Origin of the sequence: Lacisediminihabitans sp. H27-G8 (genome assembly GCF_046156175.1) — a bacterium.
GTDB lineage: Bacteria > Actinomycetota > Actinomycetes > Actinomycetales > Microbacteriaceae > Lacisediminihabitans.
On the sequence record NZ_JAYLVL010000007.1, the window covers coordinates 1 to 25,922 of the forward strand.

At 61.3% G+C, this 25,922-nt stretch carries 28 protein-coding genes and 1 pseudogene; 17 read left to right on the forward strand and 12 right to left on the reverse strand.

Going from position 1 to position 25,922, the window contains the following annotated elements:
• Nucleotides 1-191: 191 nt before the first annotated feature.
• The 3 genes from VLI63_RS16810 to VLI63_RS16820 are packed head-to-tail and all read right to left on the reverse strand — an operon-like array spanning nucleotide 192 to nucleotide 1,116.
• Nucleotides 192-335, reverse strand: coding sequence for a hypothetical protein (locus VLI63_RS16810; protein WP_409158003.1), 144 nt, complete (start codon nucleotides 333-335; stop codon nucleotides 192-194).
• Between the two features lie 7 nt (nucleotides 336-342).
• The gene (locus VLI63_RS16815) at nucleotides 343-504 is read right to left on the reverse strand and encodes a hypothetical protein (RefSeq protein WP_409158004.1); all 162 of its coding nucleotides are present in this window, start codon (nucleotides 502-504) and stop codon (nucleotides 343-345) included.
• A gap of 15 nt (nucleotides 505-519) precedes the next feature.
• Nucleotides 520-1,116 (reverse strand): dihydrofolate reductase family protein, encoded by a 597-nt coding sequence (locus VLI63_RS16820; RefSeq protein ID WP_409158005.1) that lies wholly within the window; start codon nucleotides 1,114-1,116, stop codon nucleotides 520-522.
• 294 nt (nucleotides 1,117-1,410) lie between these two features.
• Here VLI63_RS16820 and VLI63_RS16825 point away from each other — a divergent pair, with 294 nt between their 5' ends.
• Nucleotides 1,411-1,887, forward strand: a complete 477-nt coding sequence (locus VLI63_RS16825; RefSeq protein WP_409158006.1) for a hypothetical protein — start codon at nucleotides 1,411-1,413, stop codon at nucleotides 1,885-1,887.
• A gap of 158 nt (nucleotides 1,888-2,045) precedes the next feature.
• Here VLI63_RS16825 and VLI63_RS16830 read toward each other — a convergent pair whose 3' ends face one another.
• The gene (locus tag VLI63_RS16830) at nucleotides 2,046-2,381 is read right to left on the reverse strand and encodes a hypothetical protein (RefSeq protein ID WP_409158007.1); all 336 of its coding nucleotides are present in this window, start codon (nucleotides 2,379-2,381) and stop codon (nucleotides 2,046-2,048) included.
• 291 nt (nucleotides 2,382-2,672) lie between these two features.
• Between VLI63_RS16830 and VLI63_RS16835 the strand changes: the two genes are divergently transcribed.
• Complete coding sequence (locus VLI63_RS16835) at nucleotides 2,673-3,902, forward strand: permease (protein WP_409158008.1); 1,230 nt, start codon at nucleotides 2,673-2,675, stop codon at nucleotides 3,900-3,902.
• A 133-nt stretch (nucleotides 3,903-4,035) separates the two neighbouring features.
• Here the strand turns inward: VLI63_RS16835 and VLI63_RS16840 are convergent.
• Nucleotides 4,036-4,184 (reverse strand): annotated as a pseudogene (locus tag VLI63_RS16840) (IS3 family transposase); the annotation flags it as partial.
• 105 nt (nucleotides 4,185-4,289) lie between these two features.
• Nucleotides 4,290-4,733, reverse strand: coding sequence for a DUF1003 domain-containing protein (locus VLI63_RS16845; protein WP_409158009.1), 444 nt, complete (start codon nucleotides 4,731-4,733; stop codon nucleotides 4,290-4,292).
• 490 nt (nucleotides 4,734-5,223) lie between these two features.
• Here VLI63_RS16845 and VLI63_RS16850 point away from each other — a divergent pair, with 490 nt between their 5' ends.
• Nucleotides 5,224-5,943 (forward strand): response regulator transcription factor, encoded by a 720-nt coding sequence (locus VLI63_RS16850; protein WP_409158010.1) that lies wholly within the window; start codon nucleotides 5,224-5,226, stop codon nucleotides 5,941-5,943.
• A gap of 10 nt (nucleotides 5,944-5,953) precedes the next feature.
• Here VLI63_RS16850 and VLI63_RS16855 read toward each other — a convergent pair whose 3' ends face one another.
• From VLI63_RS16855 to VLI63_RS16870, 4 genes are read right to left on the reverse strand one after another with little or no spacing between them, the layout of a single operon-like run.
• Nucleotides 5,954-8,614, reverse strand: a complete 2,661-nt coding sequence (locus VLI63_RS16855; protein ID WP_409158011.1) for an FtsX-like permease family protein — start codon at nucleotides 8,612-8,614, stop codon at nucleotides 5,954-5,956.
• On the reverse strand, nucleotides 8,611-9,342 hold the full coding sequence (locus VLI63_RS16860; RefSeq protein WP_409158012.1) for an ABC transporter ATP-binding protein: 732 nt from the start codon (nucleotides 9,340-9,342) through the stop codon (nucleotides 8,611-8,613). Before VLI63_RS16860 ends, VLI63_RS16855 begins: the two co-directional genes overlap by 4 nt.
• A complete protein-coding gene (locus tag VLI63_RS16865) occupies nucleotides 9,342-10,007 on the reverse strand; it encodes an ABC transporter ATP-binding protein (RefSeq protein ID WP_409158013.1) in 666 nt (221 codons plus the stop codon). The genes VLI63_RS16860 and VLI63_RS16865 overlap by 1 nt, the downstream gene beginning before the upstream one ends.
• On the reverse strand, nucleotides 10,004-10,654 hold the full coding sequence (locus tag VLI63_RS16870) for a hypothetical protein (RefSeq protein WP_409158014.1): 651 nt from the start codon (nucleotides 10,652-10,654) through the stop codon (nucleotides 10,004-10,006). The genes VLI63_RS16865 and VLI63_RS16870 overlap by 4 nt, the downstream gene beginning before the upstream one ends.
• Nucleotides 10,655-10,855: 201 nt before the next feature.
• Between VLI63_RS16870 and VLI63_RS16875 the strand changes: the two genes are divergently transcribed.
• From VLI63_RS16875 to VLI63_RS16885, 3 genes are all read left to right on the forward strand, one after another.
• On the forward strand, nucleotides 10,856-12,055 hold the full coding sequence (locus VLI63_RS16875; RefSeq protein ID WP_409158015.1) for a sensor histidine kinase: 1,200 nt from the start codon (nucleotides 10,856-10,858) through the stop codon (nucleotides 12,053-12,055).
• A 95-nt stretch (nucleotides 12,056-12,150) separates the two neighbouring features.
• A complete protein-coding gene (locus tag VLI63_RS16880) occupies nucleotides 12,151-12,462 on the forward strand; it encodes a hypothetical protein (protein WP_409158016.1) in 312 nt (103 codons plus the stop codon).
• 52 nt (nucleotides 12,463-12,514) lie between these two features.
• Nucleotides 12,515-13,333, forward strand: coding sequence for a hypothetical protein (locus tag VLI63_RS16885; protein ID WP_409158017.1), 819 nt, complete (start codon nucleotides 12,515-12,517; stop codon nucleotides 13,331-13,333).
• Nucleotides 13,334-14,367: 1,034 nt separating this feature from the next.
• On the opposite strand, the gene VLI63_RS16890 is transcribed toward VLI63_RS16885, so the two are convergent.
• Nucleotides 14,368-15,030, reverse strand: coding sequence for a TlpA family protein disulfide reductase (locus VLI63_RS16890; RefSeq protein ID WP_409158018.1), 663 nt, complete (start codon nucleotides 15,028-15,030; stop codon nucleotides 14,368-14,370).
• 277 nt (nucleotides 15,031-15,307) lie between these two features.
• Here VLI63_RS16890 and VLI63_RS16895 point away from each other — a divergent pair, with 277 nt between their 5' ends.
• Together VLI63_RS16895 and VLI63_RS16900 are read left to right on the forward strand one after the other, a co-directional pair.
• A complete protein-coding gene (locus VLI63_RS16895; RefSeq protein WP_409158019.1) occupies nucleotides 15,308-15,553 on the forward strand; it encodes a hypothetical protein in 246 nt (81 codons plus the stop codon).
• Between the two features lie 112 nt (nucleotides 15,554-15,665).
• On the forward strand, nucleotides 15,666-16,214 hold the full coding sequence (locus VLI63_RS16900; protein WP_409158020.1) for a GNAT family N-acetyltransferase: 549 nt from the start codon (nucleotides 15,666-15,668) through the stop codon (nucleotides 16,212-16,214).
• Between the two features lie 61 nt (nucleotides 16,215-16,275).
• On the opposite strand, the gene VLI63_RS16905 is transcribed toward VLI63_RS16900, so the two are convergent.
• On the reverse strand, nucleotides 16,276-16,566 hold the full coding sequence (locus VLI63_RS16905) for an antibiotic biosynthesis monooxygenase family protein (RefSeq protein ID WP_409158021.1): 291 nt from the start codon (nucleotides 16,564-16,566) through the stop codon (nucleotides 16,276-16,278).
• A 266-nt stretch (nucleotides 16,567-16,832) separates the two neighbouring features.
• Here VLI63_RS16905 and VLI63_RS16910 point away from each other — a divergent pair, with 266 nt between their 5' ends.
• From VLI63_RS16910 to VLI63_RS16950, 9 genes are all read left to right on the forward strand, one after another.
• Nucleotides 16,833-17,162, forward strand: a complete 330-nt coding sequence (locus tag VLI63_RS16910; protein ID WP_409158022.1) for a hypothetical protein — start codon at nucleotides 16,833-16,835, stop codon at nucleotides 17,160-17,162.
• A 927-nt stretch (nucleotides 17,163-18,089) separates the two neighbouring features.
• On the forward strand, nucleotides 18,090-18,428 hold the full coding sequence (locus tag VLI63_RS16915; RefSeq protein ID WP_409158023.1) for a hypothetical protein: 339 nt from the start codon (nucleotides 18,090-18,092) through the stop codon (nucleotides 18,426-18,428).
• A complete protein-coding gene (locus tag VLI63_RS16920; RefSeq protein ID WP_409158024.1) occupies nucleotides 18,428-18,754 on the forward strand; it encodes a sugar-binding domain-containing protein in 327 nt (108 codons plus the stop codon). The genes VLI63_RS16915 and VLI63_RS16920 overlap by 1 nt, the downstream gene beginning before the upstream one ends.
• Nucleotides 18,751-19,404, forward strand: coding sequence for a recombinase family protein (locus VLI63_RS16925; RefSeq protein WP_409158025.1), 654 nt, complete (start codon nucleotides 18,751-18,753; stop codon nucleotides 19,402-19,404). Before VLI63_RS16920 ends, VLI63_RS16925 begins: the two co-directional genes overlap by 4 nt.
• Before the next feature lie 100 nt (nucleotides 19,405-19,504).
• Nucleotides 19,505-20,293: a DeoR/GlpR family DNA-binding transcription regulator gene (locus tag VLI63_RS16930; RefSeq protein WP_409158026.1), complete on the forward strand. Its 789-nt coding sequence runs from the start codon at nucleotides 19,505-19,507 to the stop codon at nucleotides 20,291-20,293.
• A 113-nt stretch (nucleotides 20,294-20,406) separates the two neighbouring features.
• Nucleotides 20,407-21,480 carry an ABC transporter substrate-binding protein gene (locus tag VLI63_RS16935; protein WP_409158027.1) on the forward strand — a complete coding sequence of 358 codons (1,074 nt, stop codon included), beginning with the start codon at nucleotides 20,407-20,409 and terminating at the stop codon, nucleotides 21,478-21,480.
• Between the two features lie 122 nt (nucleotides 21,481-21,602).
• Nucleotides 21,603-23,177 (forward strand): sugar ABC transporter ATP-binding protein, encoded by a 1,575-nt coding sequence (locus VLI63_RS16940; protein WP_409158028.1) that lies wholly within the window; start codon nucleotides 21,603-21,605, stop codon nucleotides 23,175-23,177.
• Complete coding sequence (locus tag VLI63_RS16945; protein ID WP_409158029.1) at nucleotides 23,174-24,142, forward strand: ABC transporter permease; 969 nt, start codon at nucleotides 23,174-23,176, stop codon at nucleotides 24,140-24,142. The genes VLI63_RS16940 and VLI63_RS16945 overlap by 4 nt, the downstream gene beginning before the upstream one ends.
• Nucleotides 24,139-25,137 (forward strand): ABC transporter permease, encoded by a 999-nt coding sequence (locus VLI63_RS16950; protein ID WP_409158030.1) that lies wholly within the window; start codon nucleotides 24,139-24,141, stop codon nucleotides 25,135-25,137. Before VLI63_RS16945 ends, VLI63_RS16950 begins: the two co-directional genes overlap by 4 nt.
• Nucleotides 25,138-25,922 lie beyond the last annotated feature (785 nt).

Genomic DNA, 25,922 nt, shown 5'->3' on the forward strand with positions numbered 1-25,922 from the left:
CCGGGCCAATCCGACAGGCGAGATCAACGGGTGGAAAGCTATTCTTAACACCCTCGCAATGACCTACGGCGACCGCCTAGGACTCAACTAGCCGATGACCAGTTACACAAGAAATCTGACAGACCCTTTCGTGAGCTGACCCCATCAAGTTCCTGAGGTCGAGGTCAGGATTTCGCGCGACAGATCTCTACTCACAGCACGAAGTCCCAGATGTTCGACTGAGGTTCCGCTGCGGGCACGCCTCCAAGACGAAATGCACCGTGTTTTCGATCACTGAAGATGCTCTCAAATTCGGTCTGCAGATCGTCCGGCTTGCGGGCGACCGTTGAGATCACGTTGCTTCTAGTTTCTCGTGTGAGTACGCCACGAGGTTTCGCCTACCTGTGGGACGGTGCTGTCTTGTGAACCAGCGACCGTCTTCTCGATGAACGCGTCGATGGCGATCGCCTCCTCAACCATGCCAGTCTCGCGGCAGTGATCAATGACATTGATGAGGTGCTGCACGATTCGATCCTGCTGCTAGGCGTACTCCGGCCGACCCGCTACGCGGTACGTCAGCCCGACGACGCCGGTCGCGAACACCTCAGAGTCCAGTAACTGCAGCCCAAAGTCGAGGCCGTTCTGCGGGAACAGCCGCTCGCCGTTGCCGACGACCACCGGAAACTGGACGAGATTCAACTCATCGACCAGCTCCTGCTCCAAAAGCCACCGTGCAAGCGTGACGCTCCCCACGACGAGCAACTCCCCTCCCTGCCGCGCCTTCAGCTCCCGCACGGCAGTGGCGACATCGCCGGAAATCACGGTGGAGTGTTCCCATCCGGGAACTGCGAGCGTATCCGATACGACGTACTTCGGCTTGGAACTGATCGCCTGACCGAACCCGCCGTCGCCGCTGCGAGCGCCCCAGTAGGTATCGAACATCTCGAACGTCTTGCGCCCGAGCAGGAACGCTTCGGGCCGACGCCACGTGTCGAGGATGTACTGGACCCCCTGCTCATCGCCAAACGGCATTGCCCAGCCGCCGCGCGTGAACCCGGGGTCCATTTCTTCGTTATTACCGCCATTCGCCTGGGCCACGCCGTCAAGCGTGACCTGCAAACTGATAGTGAGCTTCATTGGCTTCCTCTCTCTCGCCAATGCTACGAACCGGGAAGCGTGAATTCGACGCATCCGAGACGGATTCTTGCCTCGGGCAACCGGCGCCACATTGAAGGTTCCACTTACGGGCCGCCGATCCGGGCGAAAAGTGTTCCAGAGCGGGCTCTCGCGATGGCGGGAAATGCCGTCCGGTGATCGTCCGGCTTCCGGGCAAGTACTGACACACGAATTGCTGTCGATTAAGTCAACGAATTGACAACGGGCCTAGGTGAACGTGGACCTCGCTATAAGCTCAAACGGTAGAGTCCGTGGATGGATGAACTCCACCGATTGAATGCTACGTATGACTCAGAAGATGAGCCTGGGGCTCAGCTAAGTGGATTCGGCACTATTCCGTTTCACGCCGCACGTCGTGGAGCTCGCCAGCTTCGTCACGACCGCCTGACATCCCGCGCACCTTTTCCGCTTGGTGCTCTCGTAGCGTTGACAGTGGCTCAGTTGGCGATGATCGCACTCTTCAGCTTCGTCGGACTACTTTTACAGATGACCTACGACGGGTGTGGGAGCCCCAATCCTGAGTGCAACTTCGGGTACACCATCTTCGCCTTGTACGCGGTTCCCACGGTGGGTCTCGCCGCCGTTATCGTGATGGTCACTCTCATGGTTCGCCCACACGGATTGTTACGGCGCCGATGGTGGGTCCCAATCGTTCTGACCACGGCGCCGCTGGCCGGCTTTGGACTCTGCTGGATACTCACCATCATGGGCACAGGCCGATATTCCTTTTGAGCCTACTTCCGCTGCATACCCGTCGCGGCTGCCTTCAATCTGAGCAGGTGTGATAGGCGAACTTATCTCCTGAGGGGTCCTACTTGCGGGAAGTGCGTACCCGGTGCGCGGCGCTCAAGTTGCTCCCGCTAGAACAAGAGGCCAATTGGCGAGGGGAGTTATGGCAGGTCCTCGGCCGCGGTAAGCGCGTCTCCAACAAGGTCAAGGTGCAGACCAACGAAGACCTCACCATCGTCAGGTCTCCCACCTTTCACGATAGAAAGACCGATCAGCGCAAGCGACGCTGCCCTATGACGCTGGATGCGCTGCTCCAAATCCTCGGAGTCCAGCGGCCCCTCGTCGTCTCGCTCCCACGCGGCAACGGCGGTGTCTGCCAAGGCTCTTGGCATCCGTACCTCAACATCCGGCAGCTTCGCAGTTGCAAAATGCGATCCCAGCGCGGCCAGTACGCTCGCGTCGCGCCGATATTGCGCTTGTGCCTCCGTATCGACCATGCCGACAGATTACCGGTTGACTCTGTCGCGCAAGCCGTTCGACTTACGGGCAGGTAACACTGATGGCCGGGGCGTCAATGGCAGGGTGTGCACTCCGGAGTTTCCCTCGCTGCGATCGGAGGCCCACTTGGGTGAATTACCAAGATGCTGAAGCTGCCGTTGTTATTGGCAAGGTTGAGTTCTGACGGCTTGGTCCAGACCCAGCCACCTTGACGGACCCTTCCGATCGTGTATTACAATTGATACCCCCGGGGGGTAACGCGCTAAGTTCAAGAAAGAAAAGAGAAATGCGTGACCATTGTGAAAGCAATTGGCAATGCTCTTGCCATCGCAGGTTCGATGGGCTGGCAGATTCTTTGGCCACTGGTGCTCGGATTCACTCTGTCGGGGGTGATCCAGGCGGTCGTTCGTAAGGAGCGAATTGTAGCTCTCATGCGTGATGATTCCCCTCGCTCCCTCTCAATTGCGGCGGCTCTCGGCGCGGCGTCTTCATCGTGCTCCTACGCTGCCGTCGCCCTTGCGCGGGCGCTGATTCGAAAGGGGGCCAACTTCACTGCTGCGATGGCATTCGAGATCGCGTCTACGAACCTGGTGCTTGAGCTCGGGCTAATTTTGGCGTTCGTGATGGGCTGGCAGTTCACGTTGGCGGAGTTCGTCGGTGGCCCGTTCATCATCCTGTTTGTCGCTCTCGGATTCCGGATGTGGATGCGGGACAAGATTGTGGATGCTGCTCGGGAGCAAGCTGACAAGGGCGTCGCCGGATCGATGGAGGGTCACGCCGCGATGGACATGTCCGTCACTGCGGAAGGTAGCTTTTCGAAGAGGTTGTTCTCTCGCGCCGGCATCACGTCGGTGTCTCGGTACTTCGTAATGGATTGGGCGGCCGTCCTCCGCGACATCCTGATTGGTTTGCTCATTGCCGGGGCGTTCGGTGCGTGGGTCCCAAAAGCCTGGCTGCAAGCGATCTTCTTCGTCCATGACCCGACTTTGGCATTCATCCTCGGGCCCCTGATCGGACCTCTCATCGCGGTCATCAGCTTTGTCTGCTCAGTTGGCAACGTGCCCCTCGCCGCAGTCCTCTGGAATGGTGGCATCAGCTTCGGCGGAGTCATCAGCTTCATCTTCGCCGACCTGATCATCATCCCGATCATCCTCATCTACCGGAAGTACTACGGCACGAAGGCGGCACTGCGCATCACCGCGATCTTTTACGGGGCCATGGTGCTCGCCGGTTACGTCGTCGAGTTGATCTTCACCCCACTGCACCTGGTCCCCACCAACCGTCACCTCTCGATCATCGACGCCGGGATCAGCTGGAATTACACCACCTGGCTCAACATCGTCTTCATCCTCATTGCTTTGGCCTTGCTGGTGGTGTTCTTCCGCACTGGCTCTGGCAGCATGCTCAAGATGATGGGCGGCTCACCCGACTCTGGAGAAAACACTTCCGGTCACGAGCACAGCAGCCACGACGGTCAGGCACAGGAGCCCACCGACTCGGCAGACCACCATCAACCGTGAGTTGACCACGCGTGGGGTGGTGACAGACCTGCTGCCGTCCCCGGGAATGATGACGAGCATGAACCGTATTGGGTACTGGCTACTCGGTATGGGCTGCCGCGGTGATTTCGGTCAGCGGAATTAGTGGCTTCTTCTACGCTGCCAGGGCTGGCTGCAGATAACCATGGGGGCCTTCGTGGGGCGTCGGTAGCCGAGCGCTGAGTGCCGGCGTCGACTGTTGTAGAACCCCTCGATGTAGTGGATGAGGTCTTTGCGAGCCTGTGGTTTGGTCGCGTAGACGGTTCCTCATACGGCTATTCAAATGTCCCAGACGGGCGGCTCTGTTGGGGCAAGATCGATCGCGGCTTGGGCGAGATCTCCTTCGCCATACTCTGCCAACGGTCGGGCTCAGTTCTTCTGTTTGCGGTCATCGGATGCGTCGGCTCCGCCGGGCATCCGTTTGATCAGGTCGTGCAGCTCGGTGATCATGTCTTTGTGTTGCTCGCTGAGTTTGATGAGCCGGTCGATCTCGCTCTTCGCTGCCACGTTGGTGTCGAAATCATGTTTCGCCATCGCTGCGCTGATGGAGTCTTGGCGTTTGGCCGCGATGAGAAGTATCGCTCCCTGAAGTCCGGCGAGCATTGACAGAAACAGGTTCAGCAGTATGTACGGGTAGGGGTCCCACGATTTGTTGCCGAAGGCTAACGAATTGACCCCAGCCCAGAGGACCATGACCAGGAGGAAGCCCCCAATGAATGGCCAGCTTCCCATCCAGTTGCGGAGCCGGTCGGCAGACTTCTGCCCCAAGGTGAGGGAGTTTTTGTGTTCCGCGTGCCAATTCTTGATCTCCATGAAAGGAACTCCTTCTTCTCAGGAGCCGCCGCTCTGTTGGCCGCACGCACCGGCAAAAAGCTTGTAGCCAACACCCAGTCGTGGGCGCGACCGCTCCGGAAGATAGTCGCACGCTTTCCCGAATGTGCTTTTATCACCGCCCCGACGCGGGGGTCATCAAGTCAGAAGGCTCCCCGTAGAAGCGGTCGTGACCGCAATCAGCAGCCCTCACCACGGGCCTTCAACCAGCCCGATCGCCGTTCCGCTTATGGGCACCCCAATTATCGAAATATGCCCGAAAATCGGGCTCGAGGACCACTGCGAATTCCCGTCCGGTGATCGTCAGGAGTGCAGGCGTGGCGAAAGAAGTACACAACCTTCCGGTGACGTCCCTTTGAGGACCCTGGTCTTGACTCTTCGCTGCGTTCGCTTAAAGCGCACCCGCTTGGTGTAGTTGTCTTCGGAGTCAGCGAAGATAAGCCAACCATGCTTGTCTCGATAGGCTGCAGCTATGTCCTTGCTGTTAGTGGTCGAAGACGACTTAACAATCGGCGCAACGCTGGAGTCGGCGCTCAGTGCAGCGGGCTATTCCGTGAGCTGGGTACGTGACGGTGTCGCGGCAATCGGACAGGCACGGGCTGCGCCGCCGGACTTGGTCTTGCTCGATCTCGGGCTCCCCGACCTCGAGGGCCTTTCGGTCTGCAGGGAGCTGCGGATGTTGCTTCCGGCGGCGGTGATAGTCGTCCTCACAGCCCGCCGTGAGCAGATCGACGTCGTCTCCGGCCTGGAGTCGGGTGCCGATGACTATCTGACCAAACCGTTCAGCCTTGTCGAGATCCTTGCTCGGGTTCGCGCGCATCTAAGGAGATCCACAGGAAACAACACCGAGGCATCTCCGACCGCTCTGGGCGCGTTGACCATCGACATTTCGGCGAGACGCGCGACGATCAACCAGGTCGATGTGCCCCTTCGCGCGAGGGAATTCGACCTCCTCGTTCGCCTCGCCCGGCAACCGGGGGTCGCTGTCAGCCGCGAGGATTTGATGAGCGATGTGTGGGATGCGAATTGGTTCGGTTCCACCAAGACCCTGGACGTTCACATCGCGGCATTGCGTCGCCGTTTGCGTGATGTCGCCTCGGTGAATCTTCCCGATTCAGATCCCGCCCTTCCTGACATCGTCACACTTCGTGGACACGGCTATCGCCTGGATCTCGGCAGCGCGGGATCATGAAGACCGCGTCCTAAAGGTCTCGGATCGCTTCGATCGCGGGAGTTTGAGCTCGGCGCGCGGACCAGATTGCTCCCGCGAGGACTGCGCCGATCGCTATCACGCCGGTGGCGATGAGGTAGGTCCACGGAACAGTCAGAGCTGCAGGGGGAGGGTCGAATACTCCGGTGAGCACGGAGACCAGCATCTGCGAGAGCAGCCATCCAAGCCCAACTCCAGCGACGGTTCCACCTACCGCCACAACCGCAGCTTCTGACAGGACTACTGACCGGAGCTGTTTGCGCCGTGCGCCGAGAACGGTTGCGATGGCGAATGTTCGTCGCCGCTCGGCCAGGCCCAAGGCGAATAGCAGACCACCGGATGCTGCGGCGATGATCAGCGCGAACACTAACTCGACTCGGGTGAGTCCGGCAAGGTCGACCGAGGTGAGGCTCGAGCCGACAGAGGAGCGGGTGGCGCTGATTGTGGAGATGGTGGCGCTGTTGCCGAGGGTGTGGCTGAGTGTCTTTGCCACGCTGTCGGTTGCTTGGCCACCGGTATCGACCAAAAACGAGCTCACAGAGCTGTCACTGGTCTTCTGGGCAATGTAGCGGGAATTTGCGATGAAGAAACTGTCCTTGGGAGCGGTTGGGAACTCCAGGGCCACGCCAACGTAGTGAAAAGGTACGGTGACCAGGGAGCGTGTGGCGGCGTCCTGAAGTCGGAGGTTGATGAGGTCTCCCTGCTTCAGCTGGAAGTCTCTGACGGTCTCGGCGCTCACAAGAATCGAGTCGGGGGCGCTCGCGAGCTTCGCCATCAGCTGTGTCGCCGTGCCGCCCTGGAAGTAGGCATCCTGAAGGAGTGTCGCCTGAGTGATCGTGGAGGCACGAACCCCGAAGAGATCCTGCAGGTCGCTTCCGACATAGGCAAAGCGATGCTGGAGCGGTTCCACTGCGCGCACGCCGGCGACTCCAGCGATGTCGGCAGAGGCGGAGGGCGAGACTTTCGATCCCGGGGGCTCGGTCACCGCGATGTCAGCCCCGATCGTCAGGCGCGCGTCGACTTCGGCTTGGTGTTGATAGGTCGCATTGAAGATCGAGGTGGAGAGCGCAAAAGTCAAAGCGAGCGCGAACATCACGCCGCCGCGAGCCAGGAGCGACTTCTGCCTGGACATCATCGACGAGGAGGTGAGGGCGAGATTTCCTGCGATCGGACGGATGAGGCGCGTGACGATCGATCGACCTCTGCCAAGGAGCGTGAGGTAGATGCGCCAGACGAGGAGGCTGGAGCCGATCCAGAACAATGCCGGACCGAAGAATGCCCAGTAGTTGACCTGGATCGACGCGACCCCCTCGGGTGCGAGCACCAATGAATAGCCGTCCTGAGTGGTGATGAGGAAGACGATCGCGGACGCCGCGAGGAGGATGAGATCGAACCAGATCTTCATCCACCAGGGAGTGCTGTCGCGAGCGAGCTGCGCACGAGCCTGACTGACGATGAGGTTCCGGAAATCACGCACAGCCGGTATCACTACGGCGCCAGCTGCTATCACCAAACCCACGACAAAGGCGCTGAGGGGCCACAGGATGGCGCTAATTACCGACGGGCCGAAGCCGATTGTCCCAAACGACAGTGCCCCGATGACCGCAGCGATGGCAAGGCCAGCTACCCCTCCGACCGTACCGACGAGGAGCGATTCCACGACGACCAGGCGACTTATCAACCGGGCGCTCGCGCCTCGGGTCCGGAGAAGAGCTTGTTCCCTGCGCCGACGCTCCGCTCCGGACGAGGCGACAGCGATGGTCAGAAGCCCAGCGAGAACAGCCCCAGGTAGCCCAAGGAAGAGAAAAAGCACTGTTGCATAGCTGGAATCACCACGAGCGGCACTGAGGGCAGCGCCGAGGTTGTCCCCGACTTGGCCGGCGCCGGAGAGAGTCGCTTCGAGATTGTGGGCAGCGGATGTGATGTCCACAGAGGAGAGCGCTGGGTCGGACCGGAGCGCATGGGTGTGGGCGACATGGATCTGGGTGCTGAGCAAGTCCGGATGGTTCGGCGCAAGGGCGGATGCTACGGGAGCAAACTGATCGGCCGGAAGGAGAACGACGTTGTCCGGAGGGGCGACGGGCTGCGACTGCGGCGGTGCACCCACCTTCTGGAAGAGCGAATTCGCCTGCGGCAGATCGACGATTCCCGCAACGGTCACGGTACGAGGCCTCGCACCGGCAAGGCCAATAGAGACCTGATCGCCGGGTGCGACGTGGAGGTTCGCTGCTGTCTGCTGCGCGATGAGCACCCCGCTTCGGGCGCCGGAGAGATATCGAATCTCACCGGGGAAGTTCGCCGAGTACTTCGACGGCAGGCCGAGGACTACCGCGGGCCCGGTGGTTTGAAGGGTGCCTTGCACGAAGGCAGTAAGACCACTGCTCTGGGCAAATTCAACGGGTAGCGCCGCGGTAACCCCGGTGGCGGCGCGCGTGGCTTTAGCTACAGCCTGAGGATCGGCGCCTGTGGCCACCTGCACCTGCCAGTCGACGGCGACGCCCGATGCCGCGCGCGCGGTCATCGATGACTGTGCGGAGGAAAGGAATGACCCGAGGCTCGCGATCACGGCCACGGCTATTGCGATCCCCGCCGCAGTCGCGACCAGTCTGCCTGCTCGATGTCGCAACAGCCCTGTGATCCATAGTCCGATCATGGTCGGTTGCCCTTCTGGTCGGTGAGTTCTGCCTCGCGCAGTGTGCCGTCGTTCATCAGCCAGCGCTCGGAGAGCCGGTCGGCCACCTCCGGGTCGTGCGTGCTGATCACGAGTGCAGCGTCGAGTCGGTCCGCGGCATGGAGGAGCACGTCGATGACGTGTTGCCCGGTCTCTCGGTCGAGTTGGCCTGTCGGCTCATCGGCAAGGATCAGCCGGGGCCCGGTCGCGAGAACACGAGCGATAGCCACCCGTTGTGCTTGCCCGCCAGAGAGTTCGTCGGGGAGTTTTTTGGCCATCCAACCCAGGCCGAGTTCCTCCAGGGCCTGATTCCCGCGTCTCTCCGCGTCCATATCGGACAGTCCCTGCAACACCAGAGGAAACGCAACGTTACCCAGAGAGTCGAGCGAGGGAATCAAGCTTGGACCCTGGAACACGACCCCCACTTGTTCGGGCATCCCAGCGGGGTTACCGCCGAACGACGGCCAGGTCAGTGCGCCGCTGGTCGGGATCTCCAGGCCGGCCATCATATGCAACAGCGTCGACTTTCCCGAGCCGGACGGACCCATCAGGGCGAGGCGGGCGCGGCCGATCACAGAGCAGGTGACTGCGTTGACGGCTACTACTGCGGTGGAGCCCAGACCGTAAGTGTGCGCAACATCGGTGCACTGGACCAGAATCTCGGTGGCACCGTGCGAAATATCGGGTCGAAATGTCGATTTCGGATGCATTACCGTACCTGTCCGTCGAGGAGTGAGATCACGCGATCCGCGGTCGCGACAACGTGTGGGCTGTGGGTCACGAGCAGAATCGCGCAGCCCCGATCGGCGTGGGTACGCAGCAAGTCAAGAAGTCTTTGTTCCGTTGCCTTGTCGAGCTCGCCGGTCGGTTCGTCCGCGAGAAGAACCACAGGATCGTTGGCGAGTGCGACGGCCAGTCCAGCCCGGGCCGATTCACCTCCGGACAACTGAGACGGAAGCGCGCGAGCCCGATCCGCCAATCCCACCCGCGCCAGGATTTCAACGGCAGAGGGCGCCGGAGAAAGCCGCTTCTGAAGTCGCTGGGCAAGAAGGACATTGTCTTCTACCGAGAGGTGCGCGAAGAGGTTGTTGGATTGGAAGAGAACCCCGATCGATCCCGAACGCAGCTCGGCGCGCTCGGCCTCGGGACGGGCGCTCATCCTCTTTCCGCCGACACGCACGGTGCCCGCCGTCGGCTCATCTAATCCGGCCAGACACGCAAGCAGCGTCGATTTCCCGGATCCAGACGGGCCTGTTACAGCCACCATCTCGCCGGCGTCGACACTCACGCTGACACCGCGGAGAGCAAGCGTCTCCTCCTCTCCGGAGCGGTAAAAGCGATAGAGAGAATCGGCGTCGAGTGCGAGGGCGGTCATTTGGCGAGCCACACGAATGAACCGGTGACCTTTGCCCACGGGTCAACGTTGTCGGATCCCTTCGGAGAGGTCAGGGTGACAGTAACCTGCTTCCCGCCCTTCCAGAACAAGTACTGTTCGACTTCGTTTCGCACGACCGATCCGGTGACCTGATTTACCGCGGAGTCAGATTGGAAGGTGATCAGCACTCCACTGCCGCCGGCTCGTGAAAACGACTTGACGTCGGTAAGAAAGAATTTGGCCTCCGACGCCCTCAGCGAGACGACTTCACCATTTGTGACGGAGGTCACGGTCGGAGCAGCCGACGCCGATTGGGTTACAACCGTGATCACATTTAGCTTGTCGGCGAAAGTGATGATTGCACCGGACTGGCTTTGTGCCCACCCCTCAGGAACCGCAACCGAGAAAGTGCCGTCAGGGGAAAGGAACGGTACGAACGCCTGGTTATCGGGGATGTCTCCTGCCGGGCTCACTTCAGTCGAGCGCGGCGTCGGCGTCGCTGCATTGCCAGTCGCCGAAGCGGGTGGGGGTGAATTTGAGGTTGTCCCCGTCGAAGTGCACCCCGAGAGGCCCACCACTGCGGCTAGCAGTGCAAATCCTGCCGCAGCAACCGCTTTCGATTGCTGCGCTGTACGCTGTGCTGCCATGAGATCCTCCGGGGTGCCGATGAGATGTGGTAGTTCCACGCTAGAAAGCAGTCGGTAAGCGGCAGGGGAGTGCAAGGTAAGCGCAGTGCAAATTCGTGCTGAGAGGTAACCGGTGTCATGAAGGCCAGAATTCGGCGAATCGCCGTTCTCAGTACGACAGTTGCACTCATTCTGTTCCTGCTGCCGCTGGGGTATGCGGTGATGAGCCTCTCACTCGCGGACGCGCATTCGGCCCTCGAAGCGAGTGCCTTGCACGCAGCTCTGACCATCGATCCCATGTTTTCCGGCACCGATCAGACCGAGATCCCGAAGCCGCAAGCCGGCCAAGAGCTTGCCCTCTACGATGTTGCCGGACGGCGGGTTGCCGGCACCGGGCCCAGCCGCGCGGACACAGCGGTCATCAGCGTTCTGGCGGGCCGGTCCGCGCCCACCATCGTGCAGGATTCTCTCGTCGCGGTCGTACCGACGGCGTCTGCGGAAGCCGTCACTGGAGCCGTTCGTGCTTCCATGCCGATAGCAAACGTGTGGGGCCGGATACTGTGGATCTGGGCCGCCATGGTTGTAGCTTCGGCTGCTGCTCTGGCGATTGGAGTGATGGCGGCGCGGTCGCTTTCCCGCCAGTTGATGGTTCCGATTGAGGACCTTGTTCGCGCGTCTCACGCCCTCGGCGATGGTGATTTCGCCGCGAGGACCAGCCCGTCCGGTTTGGAGGAAATTGATGCCGCCGGCAGAGCACTCAACGTGACCGCCCAGAGACTGAGCGAGGCGATGACGCGCGAGAGGAATCTAACCTCTAGCGCTTCGCACCAGCTTCGAACCCCGCTTACCGGACTTCGGGCGCTCTTCGAGAACGCCCTCACCGATCCTCGCACCGACCTCCGAGAGACGATTCGCCGGGGGATCGAGAGAGCGGACGTGCTCGACGCAACAATTGGGGAGATGATGTCGCTCGTAAGGGGAAGGATGCCGGGAACACGAATCGACGTCACCCCGATCATTGTCGATGCAACTCATCGCTGGACCGGCGAATTCGCAAAATACGGAAGGCCGATTCAGGTCATGATCGACACGGTGTCCGTGGTCGCCATCGCCTCGGAGCCAGCTCTACGTCAGATCCTTGACATCCTCCTCGACAACGCATTGCGCCACGGTCGAGGAGGGGTGTTGGTTCGATTGCGAGATTCACACGACGCCGTCGCCATCGATGTCGAAGACGCGGGAAGCTCCATAGAGCAGGATCAGGATGTCTTCGCCTCAGGATTCTCGACTGACAAAGGAACTGGACTGGGGCTCTCGCTCGCCAGGCAACTAGCATCCGACGTCGGCGGGCAGGTCCTCCTTTCTGCGCGAGCACCTCGTACCCGATTCGCTATCGTGCTGATCGCCAACTCGACCGATTAACTGCTACACAACGAGCACGCTGACGGTCGCCGGCGCTGACACCAAAGGATTTCCGACAACGGCACGGCTTGCGCGTCCGGAATGCTCAGCTTCTAGTGAGCTTCAACACGACACTGCACCTCGGCTATTTCGCGTCCGGTGTGCTGTTCACCGTCCTGATCGCCATACCCGCGCTGGGGTACAGATTCGCCCGCTTCAACCCCGTATTCGCGTTCTGGGTCACCTACATCATCACCCGCCCGCTTGGTGCGTCGTTCGCGGACTGGATGGGGGTATCCCACGCTCGAGGAGGGCTGCAGTGGGGAACAGGACCGGTGAGCATCGCCCTCGCGGTGCTGATCACCGTCGGCGTCGCCATCATCACTGTGCGCGAGCGTCGCTCGGTTCAAAGCTTTGCGAATTCTTAGTCGGCGACCAATCTACTGGGGCCACCACCCACCGTTCGAAGGAGCACCAGGTATGACACGCAACGAAACGGGCTCGCCGACCATCGGTCGGACCATGCTCAACAAGGTCCCCGAGGTCACCGCGATCTTCTGGATCATCAAGGTGCTCGCGACCACGGTCGGTGAGACCTTCGCCGACTTCCTGAATGTCAACCTGAATCTCGGACTGACCATCACCAGCGTGGTGATGGCTGCCCTGCTGGCCCTCGTGCTGGTCTTCCAGTTCCGTGCGCAGCGGTACCTCCCCGCTGTGTACTGGCTTGCCGTGGTGTTGATCAGTGTCGTCGGCACTCTGATCACCGACAATCTCACCGACAACTTCGGGGTGCCGCTCTGGGTCACCGCCGTGATTTTCGCAATCGCACTGGCTGTCACCTTCATCGCCTGGTTCGCCAGCGAAAAGACCCTCTCGATCCACTCGATTTTCACATCACGCCGTGAGTCCTTCTACTGGCTCGCAGTGCTGTTCACCTTCGCCCTCGGAACAGCGGCAGGCGACCTCCTCGCAGAGAGCCTGAATCTCGGCTACCTGCTGTCCCTCGTCGTGTTCGCGGCCGCGATCGCGCTGGTCGCACTTGCCTACTACGCCTTCAAACTCAACGCTGTAGTCGCGTTCTGGATCGCCTACATCCTCACCCGGCCTCTGGGAGCATCCACTGGTGACCTCCTCTCACAGAGCCCGAAGGATGGTGGGCTGGGCCTCGGAACTACCGGCACGAGCGTGCTGTTCCTTGGCGTGATTCTGCTGCTCGTCGTCGGGCTCACCATTCGGGAGCGCCGCGGCGGTATGCAATTGGGATCATCGAACAACTTCGACCTTCCGACCGCATAGATTCTGGCAAGGCAGCTAGCTGGTCGGGTGCCAGATGCCTGAGGACGAGGGGACGTTCGCTCAGCGGTCACGCCTCGAAGCCCAGATGCGACCTCAAAATTCGAGTCCGGGTGAGCCACCCGGTGTGGCCCGCTGAGGTTGCCCTTGAGGCACTGATCGACGAGGCATTCGTGGCTCGCTTTCACCGCTGTTGGCAGGATAGACGGGGCTGCTGATCGACCGCTTTGCAGTAAGTCATCATTCTGATACGGATGACACCGCAAATTGGCGTCGATACTGTGAGGTGTGTATTTCCGAACAAAATTTGCCATCGTTGCTCTAAGTGCTGTCAGCGCTGTGGGTGTCGTTGCCCTCGTAGTCGCGTTCGGCTACACACCAGTATTGACGCTCACTGTGAAGAACGACCTAGCTCGAGCCGTCGAGATCTCGTGCGACAACAGCCCTGCCAGCATCGACCCTGGGCAGTACGGGCCTGCACCGATTAACTACCACCCCGATCGTCAGGCGTGCTTCGTGTCCTACTTTTACGGGGCAACCTACGCAGGGTGCCTGGTTGTAGACGTTCGCCACGTCCACGATGGCGAGTCGGTGAACTTGTCCAAGTATCTGGTGCGCGAGAGCGTATCGAAATGTCGGTGACCCAACCCGGAAGACTCGCAATGTATGTTCCCGAACGCGGCCTCGGCGCAGGCGCGTCTTGCTAATAGCCTCGGATGACATCGTCTGGGCGAGCCAGGAACCGGGGACATTGGGCGAGAGGCGCCCGACCCCGCGGACGTGGAGGTCACGACTTCCACCCGAGAATCAACTCACTCGCTGTCAAAGGCAAAATTCTCCGTTTGGCCATCCGCTACCAAATACTTAGATGTCCCGTTGACCGTTCCGCTTGCGGGCCGCCGATCCGGGCGAAAGGTGGACCAGAGCAGGCTCTCGCGATGGCGGGAAATGCCGCCCGCTGATGGTTCCGCTTGCGGGGTAAGGGAACTGTGACTGCCACGTTGCTGACACGGCGATCTGGCCGGTCAAATCCTGCGCTATTTACTCTCAGCGAGGGTGTCGGAGATGAGTGTGTTGAGGATGGACTCCGAATCGATCGGGCCCACAATTCGGGCGGCGATACGGCCCTTGGCATCTAGCACGAAGGTCGTTGGGGTCGCCGTCGGCGCTACTGCTCCGGCGAAGGCGATTCTTGCGGCGCCGCTATCAACGTCCAAGACCGAGGGATAGCTGATGTTGTAGGACTTATCAAACGATGCGGCACCGGATGGTTGATCCCGATCGTTGACACCGATGAATTTCACGCCGTCGGGCTCATATTTCTTGTATAGCGTTTCGAGGAAGGGCGCTTCGGCGCGGCACGGGGAACATGCGGCGTACCAGAAATTCACCACCGTCACCCGGCCTCGGACGGCGGACACGGTGAGTGTTTTGCCATCGATGGTTGTGCCGGTGAAATCAATCGGCTTGGTGCGTTTGTCGATCGGGACCTGAACGGGCAGTCCCGAGTTATCTGTGTAGTTGCCATAGTCCCGGGCGAGGGAGTCGCTCGTGCAGCCGCTGAGACCCAATAGTGCGATGAGCGCGATGGCGATTCGAGATTTGATAATGCCCCAGAGGTTTTTGACGCGGTCCGAAAAAGTACCCCTACTGATCGGGATGCCCCCGTGCCGGATTAATATGGTGGGGAACGAACTCACCTGCCCATTCTAAGTTTTGTCGCAAGCCACAATTCGTCCCAATAGGGGTTCCGCTTGCGGGCGACCAACACCGACGAAAAGCGATCTCGAACGCGAACTCGCGCCTACTGTTCTTGCCGTCCGCTGAGCGTCCCGCATACGGGCGTTCGAGAATCCGATGCGCGACCTCTAATTGGCCTGCGAGGCGTGGGGTATCCCCGGCTGTTGTTGACGGCCACGGCCCGGAGATATGGCTCCATACGCAGGCAATACGCACCGCGTATCCGAGAATGGCCACATGGCCGAAATTTCCGACACCTTTATCGTCGAGTTGCAATATGACGAAGTTATTGTGCTGTTCGCACTGCTTCATCGACTAGAGGATCAATCGGCCCTCGAGAACATCTCTCAGGACCGGGCCGAGCTCATCGCACTGCAGTCTTTGACTTCCGCCCTCGAGCCCTTGATCAATGAGGTCTTTTCGCCGAACTTCGCAGAGGTTATAGTCGCAGCAAAAGAGAGACTCACAGGCCTTGTCGAATGACGTTCGGCCTACGGGCACCCGGCCAGGTTCGGAAACTTGAGCTGACCGTAAGCGTTGGGTGAGCGAGATGGCCGTCGATGGGGAACGTGTAGGGCGGAGCTATCGTTTAGGCATGGTGACAACGGAAGCATTGGATCGTTTGACTCTTCGGCCTCTGCGCGCCGCTGATGAGGCCGTGGCGTTGGCCGCTCACGCAGAACTGGCTGATGAGGACTTCCATTTCCTATTGCACCTCGATGGGACTGTGTTTGCCGATTACCTCGCAACACTGGAGCGAATGCGATTAGGACGGGGACTGTCGCCAACGCAGGTCCCGGAAACGTTCCTGGCGGCGTTCATAGACGACGACCTTGTCGGTCGGGTGTCGATCCGGCACGCCCTTTCGGAACAACTTTTGCGTGTCGGAGGTCACATCGGCTATGCGGTGCGCCCCCAGTTCCGACGGCGAGGGATCGCCACAGCGATTCTTCGCCAGTCGTTGGCGGTGGCAGGTGAGATGGGGATCGAGCGAGCGCTTGTGACCTGCGACGACTCCAACGTCGGATCGATAGCAACTATCGAGCGAGGCGGAGGCATGCTTGACCGCTCAGAAGAGGTGATGGTCCAGCACAAATTGCGCTACTGGATCCCCACTGCTTCTCTGGGGGCTGGCGGTCCATAGATGCCTGTCCAAAAATTATGGCAAAGTGGCCGAACTCACGGCGACTCGGAAGCGGTTCCGGTTACGGGACGGATCGGTAGTGCTCGACCAAGGGGAATGGCTCATAGAAATGGTGCAACAGAGCACGCCACGCCTGGTATTGCTCCGATTGCCTGAATCCGATCGTGTGGTCTTCTAACTGCTCCCACTCGACGAGCAACAGGTATGTGCTTGGCGATTCGATCGAACGCGACAGCGACAGTCCCCGGCACCCAGGCATTGAGGTGATGATCGCTCGTGCTTCGGTAAAAGCGATCTCGAACTCGTCTTCCCTGCCGGGCATCACGGGCAACAGTGCATGTTCGGTAATCACGTGAACAGTGTCCCATTCGCGGTTCCCCTTACGGGCGGCCGATCCGGTCGAAAAGTCGTCTCGGACGTGCCCTTGCGCCGCCGAGAACTACCGCCCGTTGATCGTCCCATTTTTGGGCGCTGCTTGCACAGCGCGTATACCCCGCATTTGAAACGGGCGAGCCGTTCGTTAAGACGTCCACAAGACCGACGGGGTCGGCGAAATCGTGATCGACTACGAATCCTGATCACGACGTGCGGTACCGACCGCGAGCGATACTATCCATCATGACTTCTTCTCGCGCTGAGCCGCGAAACGGAATGCTCAACTCCGCCCCGATTGCTCTTGTCATTGCAATCGCTGCCTTTCTGGTCCTGCTGACCGGCGCCATTCTCGCTCTGACGGACCAAGGGAGTTCCTTTGAAAGCCAGTTCGATGCCGCTGTTGGCTTCATCATTGGCGGTGGATTGCTCGTGTTGATCGCGTTTATTACGTCCATCGCCGTCACGATACGGGACCCGTCGCCGCTCGCTTGGTCCGCACTCGCGATCTCGGTATTGTCACTTCCGCTTATTGGACTTGCCTACCTCCTGTTCACGGCGCTCTTCTACTCGTAGCGAGGAGCGGACCTGTCCCGCAGGACGTCCCGCTTCGTTCTGCGCGAGGCAGGAGGGAGCTTGTCGTCCGGGTTGGTGAACGGTACTTTCACTCGTCCTCTCGTCCTCTCGTCCTCTCGTCCTATCCTCGTGTTGTGGAGGACAAACCGATGGTCGATAGCCTGAGACATTCACAGAAGCGGGACGAACCAGGCCGCCGCACCATTCGCGTGTTTCCCGACTACGGGCGAGAGTGGCCGCTTTGGGAAAATACCACTGACGAGCACGACTACGGGTACACAATGAGCCCGAGCGATTACGGGCTATCGGTCGATTTGACGGAACGCTTGGCAGCTTGGAATCAGATCTGGGAGAGAGACTTCGATTCGCAGACCGGATGGTCCAACGATGGAAGTCGCGAAGAGTGGGCGGGGCTCGCGGACGGGATTATCGCGGATCTCCGGACAGAGGTCTACTGGCTAGCGGATGTAAAGTACGAGCCGTGGCCCTTGACCGAATAACGCAGCCATAGCCGTTCCGAAGTGACCCACCATCGCCACTCGTTGCCGGTGGCTCTACTGGCAGCGGAGCTGCCGCGTTGAACGTCCGGCTTGCGGGCGGGGCGGGGAGCCAGCCTCGAGTGTGAACATCTGGGCATAACGTTTCTGGCAGTATGGGAAATCGGAGACGGGGGCTAGAGCGCTTCACAAAAGTGTGTCCCTAGTGCTGAAGTCCCTGGATCGCTACGCGAAGGGCGCCACCACGAGTGAGAGATGTGGACGTTCCTCGATGAAGGCGAAGGGCTCATGGGCATGCGAGTCGATATCGAGTCCTGCGGAGATGCTCTCGTTCCAGCCCCGCGCTTACCACGCCGAGCGCCTGTTGGTCGTGGCGGTATCGCGGCATCGATGAGTTCGCTTTACCTGCTGTCTTACATTTTCTGAGCTCGTGGCGCTATCGGGTAAGTGGGGTGCTGTTCGCGGGGTCGCCGCGGCTTCGGTGACGCCGCTGGCGTCGATCCTTGGTTCGGGCCTTCTGATCATCGTGCCGATTCTCGAGCGGGCTCTTGGCTCTTTCGCGATCTTCGGTGCGCTCGGGATCTGCGCGTTCGCGTGGCTCGTTGGCACTGTCATCCGACACAACGTGACCGCCATCGAACAGGGGACGGCCGGCGGCACCCTCAACGCAACGACTGCACGATTGGACCGGCTCGGGGATGCGGTAATCGTCATCGCGTACATCATTTCCGTGCCCCTCTACTTGCGGATCTCGCCGGTCAGATCCTGATGCCGTATCCGGCCGAGTCGGCCCTGAGTGGAGTACAGAAACACTCGGACTACATGTTCTATCGCCGCATTGTCGAGGTGCCGAAGAACTTCACCAACGGGGACCAGCGCCTGCGACTCAACTTCGGAGCGGTCAACTATGACGCCACCGTCTACGTGAACGGCATCGAACTCGCTCGGCACACCGGCGCCTACGACGCTTTCAGTGTCGACATCACGAGCGCTCTCCGCGCCAGGGGCCCGGTGATACATTCGGGGTCAGACAACTCGCCCCGACCGGCGGCGAGCGATGCAATCGTGACGGTGGCTGGGGTGATGAGCGGATGACACGGGTCGGGTATGTCTGGGTGGGGCCGCTTGAGCATAATTCCGAGTTCCAGCGCGATCTCCTCGCGCAGCGCGGTGTCGACACGGTGTACGAAGACATCAGTGCCAACGTGGCCACGCCGATCCGCACCGAACTCACCACAGCGCTCGATGCGATTGGGCCGGGCGACACCCTGGTGGTGTGGCGACTCGACCGACTTGGCAGCACTTCTCCCAACGTGCTCTCGCTGCTGGAGCTGCTCGGCCGTCGCGGCGTCGGAGTGGCCTCCATCGCCGAGGACCTCGACACCTCCGGAGATGCCGGGCATTCGCTGCTCACCATCATTTCGGCGTTCAACGAACTCGAGCGGTGCCTCAGTCGTGAACGCACGATGGTGGGGGTGTACGCCGCGCGCGCGCGCGGGCGGGTTGCCGGCCGGCCGCGGGCACTCTCGCCGACGAACGTCGAGCGCGTGTTGATGCTCAAGGACCAGGGGGCGACGGTGCGAGAGATCGCGCAGGAGCTCGGCACCTCGCGGGCCACGGTTTATCGCGCGATCGAATTTGCGGCGGTCGACGGCTCGGCAGATCGCCAGCCCGATGAGGAGCGCACCTCGCTCACGGTGCGCTTCGGGAGTCCGTCCCTCGGGGACGCCGACGCGCTGGCCTGAACTTGCTGTCAATCGCGGCTCGCTGGTCCCATCGATCCCGCACTGCAGCAATATCGATCACAACCGATCAATTTCTCTCATAGCTTTGTAACATGGGCTGGTGATCGCCGCCCAAAGACGCCACCTCATCCTCGATTCGCTTCGGGCGGATGGAGCGGTGTCTATCGCTGCGCTTGCCGTGCTTCTCGACACCTCGGCCGTCACGATCCGTCGCGACCTCGATTACCTTGACTCTGTAGGAAAACTGTCTCGCACCCACGGGGGTGCTGTGGCCGGGCAGACGGCGGTCGAATCTCCGTATGCTGAGAAGATTGTGCAGGCGATCGCCGAGAAGGAGGCCATCGGCCGGCTCGCTGCGTCTCTGGTGAGAGACGGTGACGTGCTCATCATCGGGCCAGGGACCACAACGGAGGCCCTGGCGAAGAACCTCATCCGCTGCACGGGTCTCACCGTCATCACGAACTCCCTTCCGGTGGCCGAGGCCTTCGTGGAATCGCCGGGAAATCAGCTGATTTTGACGGGCGGGACGCTGCGGGCATCCATCCGGGCCCTTGTCGGAGACGCCACGAATCGCACCCTCAGAGGTATCCACGCCGACACCACCTTCCTCTCCGGGAACGGGCTCGAAGCCGAATTCGGTCTTTCCACTCCGAACATGACAGTGGCGGATGCCGACCGCGCGATGGCCGGCTCCGGCGCCAGGGTGGTCGTGCTCGCCGACCACAGCAAGCTCGGCATTCGTACGGCGATCCAAACGCTTGCCACGACCTCCATCACCCAGTTGGTGACGGACAGTGGATCCCCATCCGCCCAGTTGGAAGCACTGTCTCAAAAAGGGGTCGATGTGCATATTGCAACAATTGCCTCTGGACTTTTGGACACGTTTTAGCAACAATCCTTGAGAAGCGGGTTTGCGTTCTGAAACCTATTGCTATGTTTTGAGCGTTTCGGTGCACGCCGGAGTGCTTTTGCATCTCACATCTAACAAGGAAGTTGGACTCAATGTTCACGAAACGCACGGCGCAGACTCTCGCAGGTACAGTCGCATTCGTCGCGGCCCTCGGGCTCGCTCTCACGGGCTGCACCAACACGGGAACAACGCCCGCGAGTACTTCGGGCGCCGATGTCAAGCAGACCGTCAAGGCCTCGGACGGACCCACCTGCTCACTCGCCGACTACAAGGGCGCGAAGATCGACCTGAAGAACGCAATCGTCGGCTTTTCCCAGTCGGAGAAGGAGGACAACCCGTTCCGAATCGCGGAAACCCAGTCGATTACAGACGAAGCGGCCAAGATCGGCGTGAAGAAGTTCATCAAGACCAATGCCCAGTCCACCCTGTCGAAGCAGATCTCCGATATTCAGGACCTGATCTCGCAGGGCGCGCAAGTGCTCATCGTCGCCCCGCTGAACTCCGACGGTCTAGAGCCCGCCCTGTCGGCAGCCCGCGCCAAGAATATCCCGGTGCTCACGATCGACCGCAAGCTGAACGCGAGCGCGTGCACTGACTACGTGTCGTTCCTCGGGTCCGACTTCATCTCGCAGGGCAAGCGAGCCGCCGACCAGCTGATCAAGGGAACCAGCGGGAAGGGCAATGTCGCGATCCTTCTCGGGGCGTCTGGGAACGGTGTCACGACTGACCGTACGAAGGGCTTCGTCGATGAGATGGCGGCAAAGGCGCCGGATATGAAAATCGTCGCCCAGCAGACCGGTAATTTCAACCGTGGTGACGGCCAGACCGTGACCGAGCAGCTCTTGCAGGCCCACCCCGACATCTCGGTGATTTACGCCGAGAACGACGAGATGGGACTTGGGGCCCAGGCAGCCATCATCGCCGCGGGCAAAGCGCCCGGCAAGGACATCCAGATCTACTCCATCGACGGCACCAAGAACGCCGTGCAGCAGATCGTGACGGGCGCCTACAACGGGGTGATCGAGTCCAACCCGCGCTTCGGTCCACTCGCCTTCGCAACACTCAAGACGTTCCTCGCGGGTAACCCGGTCGGTCAGAGCATCGTCATCGAGGACTCCGAGTATGACCCGTCGAATGCGGCGCAGAAGGTAGATTCGGCCTTCTAGGCGATCGCACGCCGAGCTCGCCGCCGGTACCGTCGCCGCCCCGCGACGTGCCGTCGGAGGGCCGGTGTTCAATCGGCACGATTCCCTGCACACGCGATTCGTTCCAACGAGAGGTAGTGGCCGTGGCCATCGACTCCCCGAACCCCGAACCCCCTGACATGCCGGCGGTGCCAGTGCTCGAAGCCCGCGCGGTCACGAAGAGGTTCGCCGGCGTCACCGCGCTCGACGCTGTGGACTTCGCCGTACGGCCCGGTGAGAGCCTCGCGCTCATGGGTGAGAACGGCGCCGGCAAATCCACTCTGATCAAGGTGCTCACCGGCGTGTACCAGCCGGATGACGGCGAGCTGCTGCTTGGCGGGGTGCCCGCGAAGTTCGCGCGGCCTCTGGACGCCCAGCGAAGTGGAGTCTCCACCATCTACCAGGAGGTCAACCTGATTCCTCTGATGTCGGTCGCCCAGAACATCTTTCTCGGCAGGGAGCCGCGGGGCCGCTGGGGGCTCATTGACTTTCCGCGCATGTACGCCGACGCCCGCGGCCTCCTCGACGTCTACGGGATCGAGGTGGATGTGCGCAAGCCACTGCGTAGCCTGGCTCTCGGCATCCAGCAGATGGTGGCCCTCGCTCGCTCTGTGAGTATCAACGCTCGCGTCGTGATCATGGACGAACCGACGTCATCGCTCGAGGCGCGAGAGGTGGAGACACTGTTCTCGGTCGTCTCCCTCCTGCGCGAACAGGGCATCGCCATCGTCTACGTGAGCCACCGGATGGACGAGATCTACCGCGTGGCCGAACGGGTAGTCGTGCTGCGCGACGGCCGGGTCGTGCACGTCGGCGAACTCGCCGAGCTGCCGAGGGTCGAACTCATCTCGCTCATGCTCGGCCGCTCGGTCGAGAAGGTGACGAGGGGAGGGGCGACCGCGTTCGGCGGCTCGCACGCGTCGAGCGCCCCCGCCGTGCTCGTAGCCGAAGACCTCAGCCGCAAACACCAGATCGAGGGGATCGACATCTCAATCCGTCCCGGAGAGGTCGTGGGCCTCGGCGGACTCCTTGGCTCCGGGCGCTCAGAAACGCTCAAGGCTCTCGCGGGGGTGATGCAGCTGGATCGCGGCGCGGTGACCATAGACGGCAAGACCGTGAGGAGCGGATCGGTCCCGGCGGCGATCCGCGCGGGAATCGTGATGCTGCCAGAGGACCGGAAGGCGGAGGGCATCGTGCCCGGGCTGTCGGTGCGTGACAACATCGTGCTCGCCGCCCTTCCCCGTCTCTCGCGCGGAGGATTCTCGTCTCGGAAGAACCAGGATGCCGTCGTCGAGGTCTTCATGAAGCGGCTGCACATCAAGGCATCCAGTCCCGATCAGATCGTGTCCGAACTGTCCGGTGGTAACCAGCAGAAGGTGATGATCGCGCGCTGGCTCGCCATGAGCCCGAAGGTGCTTCTGTTGGATGAACCGACCAGGGGCATCGACGTCGGCGCGAAGGCGGAAGTACAGGCGCTGATCGACGAACTCGCGCGGGAGGGTCTTGCGATCGTGCTTGTCTCCTCGGAGGTCGAAGAGGTCGTCGAGGGATCGGCACGGGTGGTCGTGTTGCGCGACGGTTCGATCGAGACCGAACTCGACGGCGACGATGTGAACGAGACCGAATTGCTCGCAGCCCTCGCTGGCACCCGCGACACCGAGTCGGAGGTCGAGAAGTGACCGAGCAGACCGTCACGATCACCCTTCCGAAGCGCGGAGCCGCGTTGGCAGTGCTTCAGAGGTACGGGGTGTACATCGCCATCATCGTGCTGCTGCTCTACAACCTCTTCTTCACGCCGAACTTCTTTCAGATCGAGAACTTCCGCACACAGTTCGTTCAGGTCGTTCCGGTGCTGATCGTCGCTCTCGGAATGGCGCTCGTGATCGGCACCGAGGGGATCGACCTCTCCGTCGGCGGGGTGATGGCGCTAGCAGCGGCGGTGATTCCGCTCTATATCGGTTACGGGCTCGTGCCGGTGGTGATCATCGCCATCGTCGTCGGAAGTCTGGTGGGATTCATCAACGGGTCACTCGTCGCTTTCGTCGGTGTGCAGCCCATCGTCGCGACCCTGTCGCTCATGGTCGCCGGGCGGGGCATCGCCCTTCTGATCGCAAACGAACAGCTCAAGTCGGTGACTGACCCCAACCTGCTCGCGATCGGTCGGGACTCGCTCGTTGGAGTGCCGTTCAGCGTCATCATCGCTGTGGTGCTCGTGCTGCTCATCGCCGTCCTCGTCAATCGCACGACCTTCGGAAAACAGCTGATCGCGATCGGGGGAAGTCGGCGCGCGGCCGAGCTCTCGGGGCTCCCGGTGAAGCGCATCCTGCTGTTCGTCTACGTGCTGTGCGCGGTTCTCGCGGCCATGGCCGGGATCATCGGCACCGCAAGGCTCGGCGCATCTGTGCCTTCGACGCTCGGCAACCTGATCGAACTGTCCGCCATCACCGCCGTCGTGGTCGGGGGAACCCCCCTCACCGGTGGGCAGGTAAAGGTGGCGGGAACAGTTGCCGGCGCCCTGCTGCTGCAGTTCATCAGCGCGACTCTTAACCAGCACAATGTGCCAGATGCCTTCTCCCAGATCACCCAGGCCGTCATCATCCTCTTCGCGGTCTACATCCAGCGCGGAAAGACCTCAGCGCGATGAGCGTCACCATCGAGACGAGCGCCGGGCCAACAACCGAAGGCCAGGTACGGCGCGAAAGGATCGCCGGCATCCTGCAGGGCTACGGTGCAGCCATCGTGCTGGGGATCCTGATCGTGGTCGGCGCAGTGTCGTTTCCCACCTTCTTCACCCTCAACAATTTCACCAATATCGCGACCCAGTCCTCGTTTCCGCTCATCGTCGCTGTGGGAATGACGTTCGTGATCCTCACGGGGGGAATCGACCTGTCGGTCGGGTCGGTCTTCGCGCTGGGCGGGGTGCTCGCGGCCTACGGCTCGGCCCTCGGGGTGATCGGCGCCCTCCTGCTGCCGATGTTGGTGTGCGGAGTGATCGGGTTGCTGCAGGGCATGCTCGTCGCCTACGCGAAGATGGCGCCGTTCATCGTCACCCTCGCCGGATTGCTCGCCGTGCGCGGCCTCGTACTCGCGATCACGGCCGGGGGATCCAACACGCCGCTGGTCAGCGACCCCGCATTCACCGCGATAGGGCAGGGAGGCATCTTTGGCATCCATTGGACCGTGATTATCGCGGTCATCGCCGTCGTGGTCGGGACCGTCGTTCTCACGCGCACCAGAGGCGGTCAGGCGATCTTCGCCGTCGGAGGCTCGGAAAGCGCATCGACGTTCATGGGGCTGCCGGTCGCCCGGGTGAAGCTCAGTGTCTACATCGTGAGCGGGCTGTGCGCCGGTCTGTCGGGCGCCCTCAACGCCGGCTATTCTTCGTCGGGTGTTCCGACGGTCGGGGTAGGGCTGGAACTCAGTGCGATCTCGGCTGTGGTCATCGGCGGCACTCTTCTCGTTGGGGGGCGCGGTAGCCTCATCGGCACCCTCGCCGGTGTACTGCTGCTCGCCGTGATCCAGAACATGATCAACCAGGTCGGGTCGCTGTCGTCGTCGGTGCAATCAGTGGTGTCCGGGGTGTTCCTCGCGATCGTCGTGATCATCCAGACCGTGCTGTCCCGCACCCAGCGGCTATGAAGCTGAGTCGGAACCCTGAAGTGTGAGACTGGCGTTGGTTTACCCGAATCGGTAACGTCACCAACCTCGCTCTGCCCGCGCAGTAGCGGAGGACGCTCATCTGCCCTTCATCCAGGCCAGGAACACTTCGGGTACGGAGAGCTGACGGCCCGGCTGGCGACACGCCCCGGAAATAAATTGACGCAGAATATACCAAAAGGCGCTGCGGTTCCGCCACGGCCAGGCCGACGCGATCGCTGCAGCGATCGGCGAAACTGATCCCGAAGTACACGCCCTCGTTGCCCGGGCCCATGCGAGCGGACTGATCACGGTGATCCAGACCTTCACATATATCCCTGAACAGGCTCACGCGGTGGCGGCTCGAATCAACAGGCCACTCCTGAGTGCTGTGATCCGAGGCCCCCACGCGACGATGAGTCGCTAAGAACGTTAACTATAGGAGAGCGTTGCCGTAATATTCGTGTCAGTTCGCCGACGAGGACAAGGGGCTGTTTATGGGTGCGTTATATCACGGTTGGCTATGTCAACTTAAAGTGGCCCCAGGATGACGGCTAGATCTGGCCCCACCTGGGGACTTGCCGGGTGGCCAACACGTCAACGCGTGAGCGCGTCGGCGCTACAACAGAGCGGTGGCCTTCCTCAGGTGATCTCGTCGGCCGCAACCGCTTCTGAGAAAGTCGCCTCGTGCGTAAGACGCACCATCATCAGGCTAAATCTCGGACAGGCTAAACGGGCGGCCGTCCAGCCGTCGACGTTTCGATGCCAGTAACGGCGCTGGAGTGCCC

Bases quoted from the DNA above. Each gene is read 5' to 3' on its own strand.
- VLI63_RS16820 (WP_409158005.1), bottom strand. From the start codon at position 1,116: ATGAAGCTCACTATCAGTTTGCAGGTCACGCTTGACGGCGTGGCCCAG.
- VLI63_RS16825 (WP_409158006.1), top strand. From the start codon at position 1,411: ATGGATGAACTCCACCGATTGAATGCTACGTATGACTCAGAAGATGAG.
- VLI63_RS16830 (WP_409158007.1), bottom strand. From the start codon at position 2,381: ATGGTCGATACGGAGGCACAAGCGCAATATCGGCGCGACGCGAGCGTA.
- VLI63_RS16845 (WP_409158009.1), bottom strand. From the start codon at position 4,733: ATGGAGATCAAGAATTGGCACGCGGAACACAAAAACTCCCTCACCTTG.
- VLI63_RS16850 (WP_409158010.1), top strand. From the start codon at position 5,224: ATGTCCTTGCTGTTAGTGGTCGAAGACGACTTAACAATCGGCGCAACG.
- VLI63_RS16855 (WP_409158011.1), bottom strand. From the start codon at position 8,614: ATGATCGGACTATGGATCACAGGGCTGTTGCGACATCGAGCAGGCAGA.
- VLI63_RS16860 (WP_409158012.1), bottom strand. From the start codon at position 9,342: ATGCATCCGAAATCGACATTTCGACCCGATATTTCGCACGGTGCCACC.
- VLI63_RS16865 (WP_409158013.1), bottom strand. From the start codon at position 10,007: ATGACCGCCCTCGCACTCGACGCCGATTCTCTCTATCGCTTTTACCGC.
- VLI63_RS16870 (WP_409158014.1), bottom strand. From the start codon at position 10,654: ATGGCAGCACAGCGTACAGCGCAGCAATCGAAAGCGGTTGCTGCGGCA.
- VLI63_RS16875 (WP_409158015.1), top strand. From the start codon at position 10,856: ATGAGCCTCTCACTCGCGGACGCGCATTCGGCCCTCGAAGCGAGTGCC.
- VLI63_RS16885 (WP_409158017.1), top strand. From the start codon at position 12,515: ATGACACGCAACGAAACGGGCTCGCCGACCATCGGTCGGACCATGCTC.
- VLI63_RS16895 (WP_409158019.1), top strand. From the start codon at position 15,308: ATGGCCGAAATTTCCGACACCTTTATCGTCGAGTTGCAATATGACGAA.
- VLI63_RS16900 (WP_409158020.1), top strand. From the start codon at position 15,666: ATGGTGACAACGGAAGCATTGGATCGTTTGACTCTTCGGCCTCTGCGC.
- VLI63_RS16910 (WP_409158022.1), top strand. From the start codon at position 16,833: ATGACTTCTTCTCGCGCTGAGCCGCGAAACGGAATGCTCAACTCCGCC.
- VLI63_RS16920 (WP_409158024.1), top strand. From the start codon at position 18,428: ATGCCGTATCCGGCCGAGTCGGCCCTGAGTGGAGTACAGAAACACTCG.
- VLI63_RS16925 (WP_409158025.1), top strand. From the start codon at position 18,751: ATGACACGGGTCGGGTATGTCTGGGTGGGGCCGCTTGAGCATAATTCC.
- VLI63_RS16935 (WP_409158027.1), top strand. From the start codon at position 20,407: ATGTTCACGAAACGCACGGCGCAGACTCTCGCAGGTACAGTCGCATTC.
- VLI63_RS16950 (WP_409158030.1), top strand. From the start codon at position 24,139: ATGAGCGTCACCATCGAGACGAGCGCCGGGCCAACAACCGAAGGCCAG.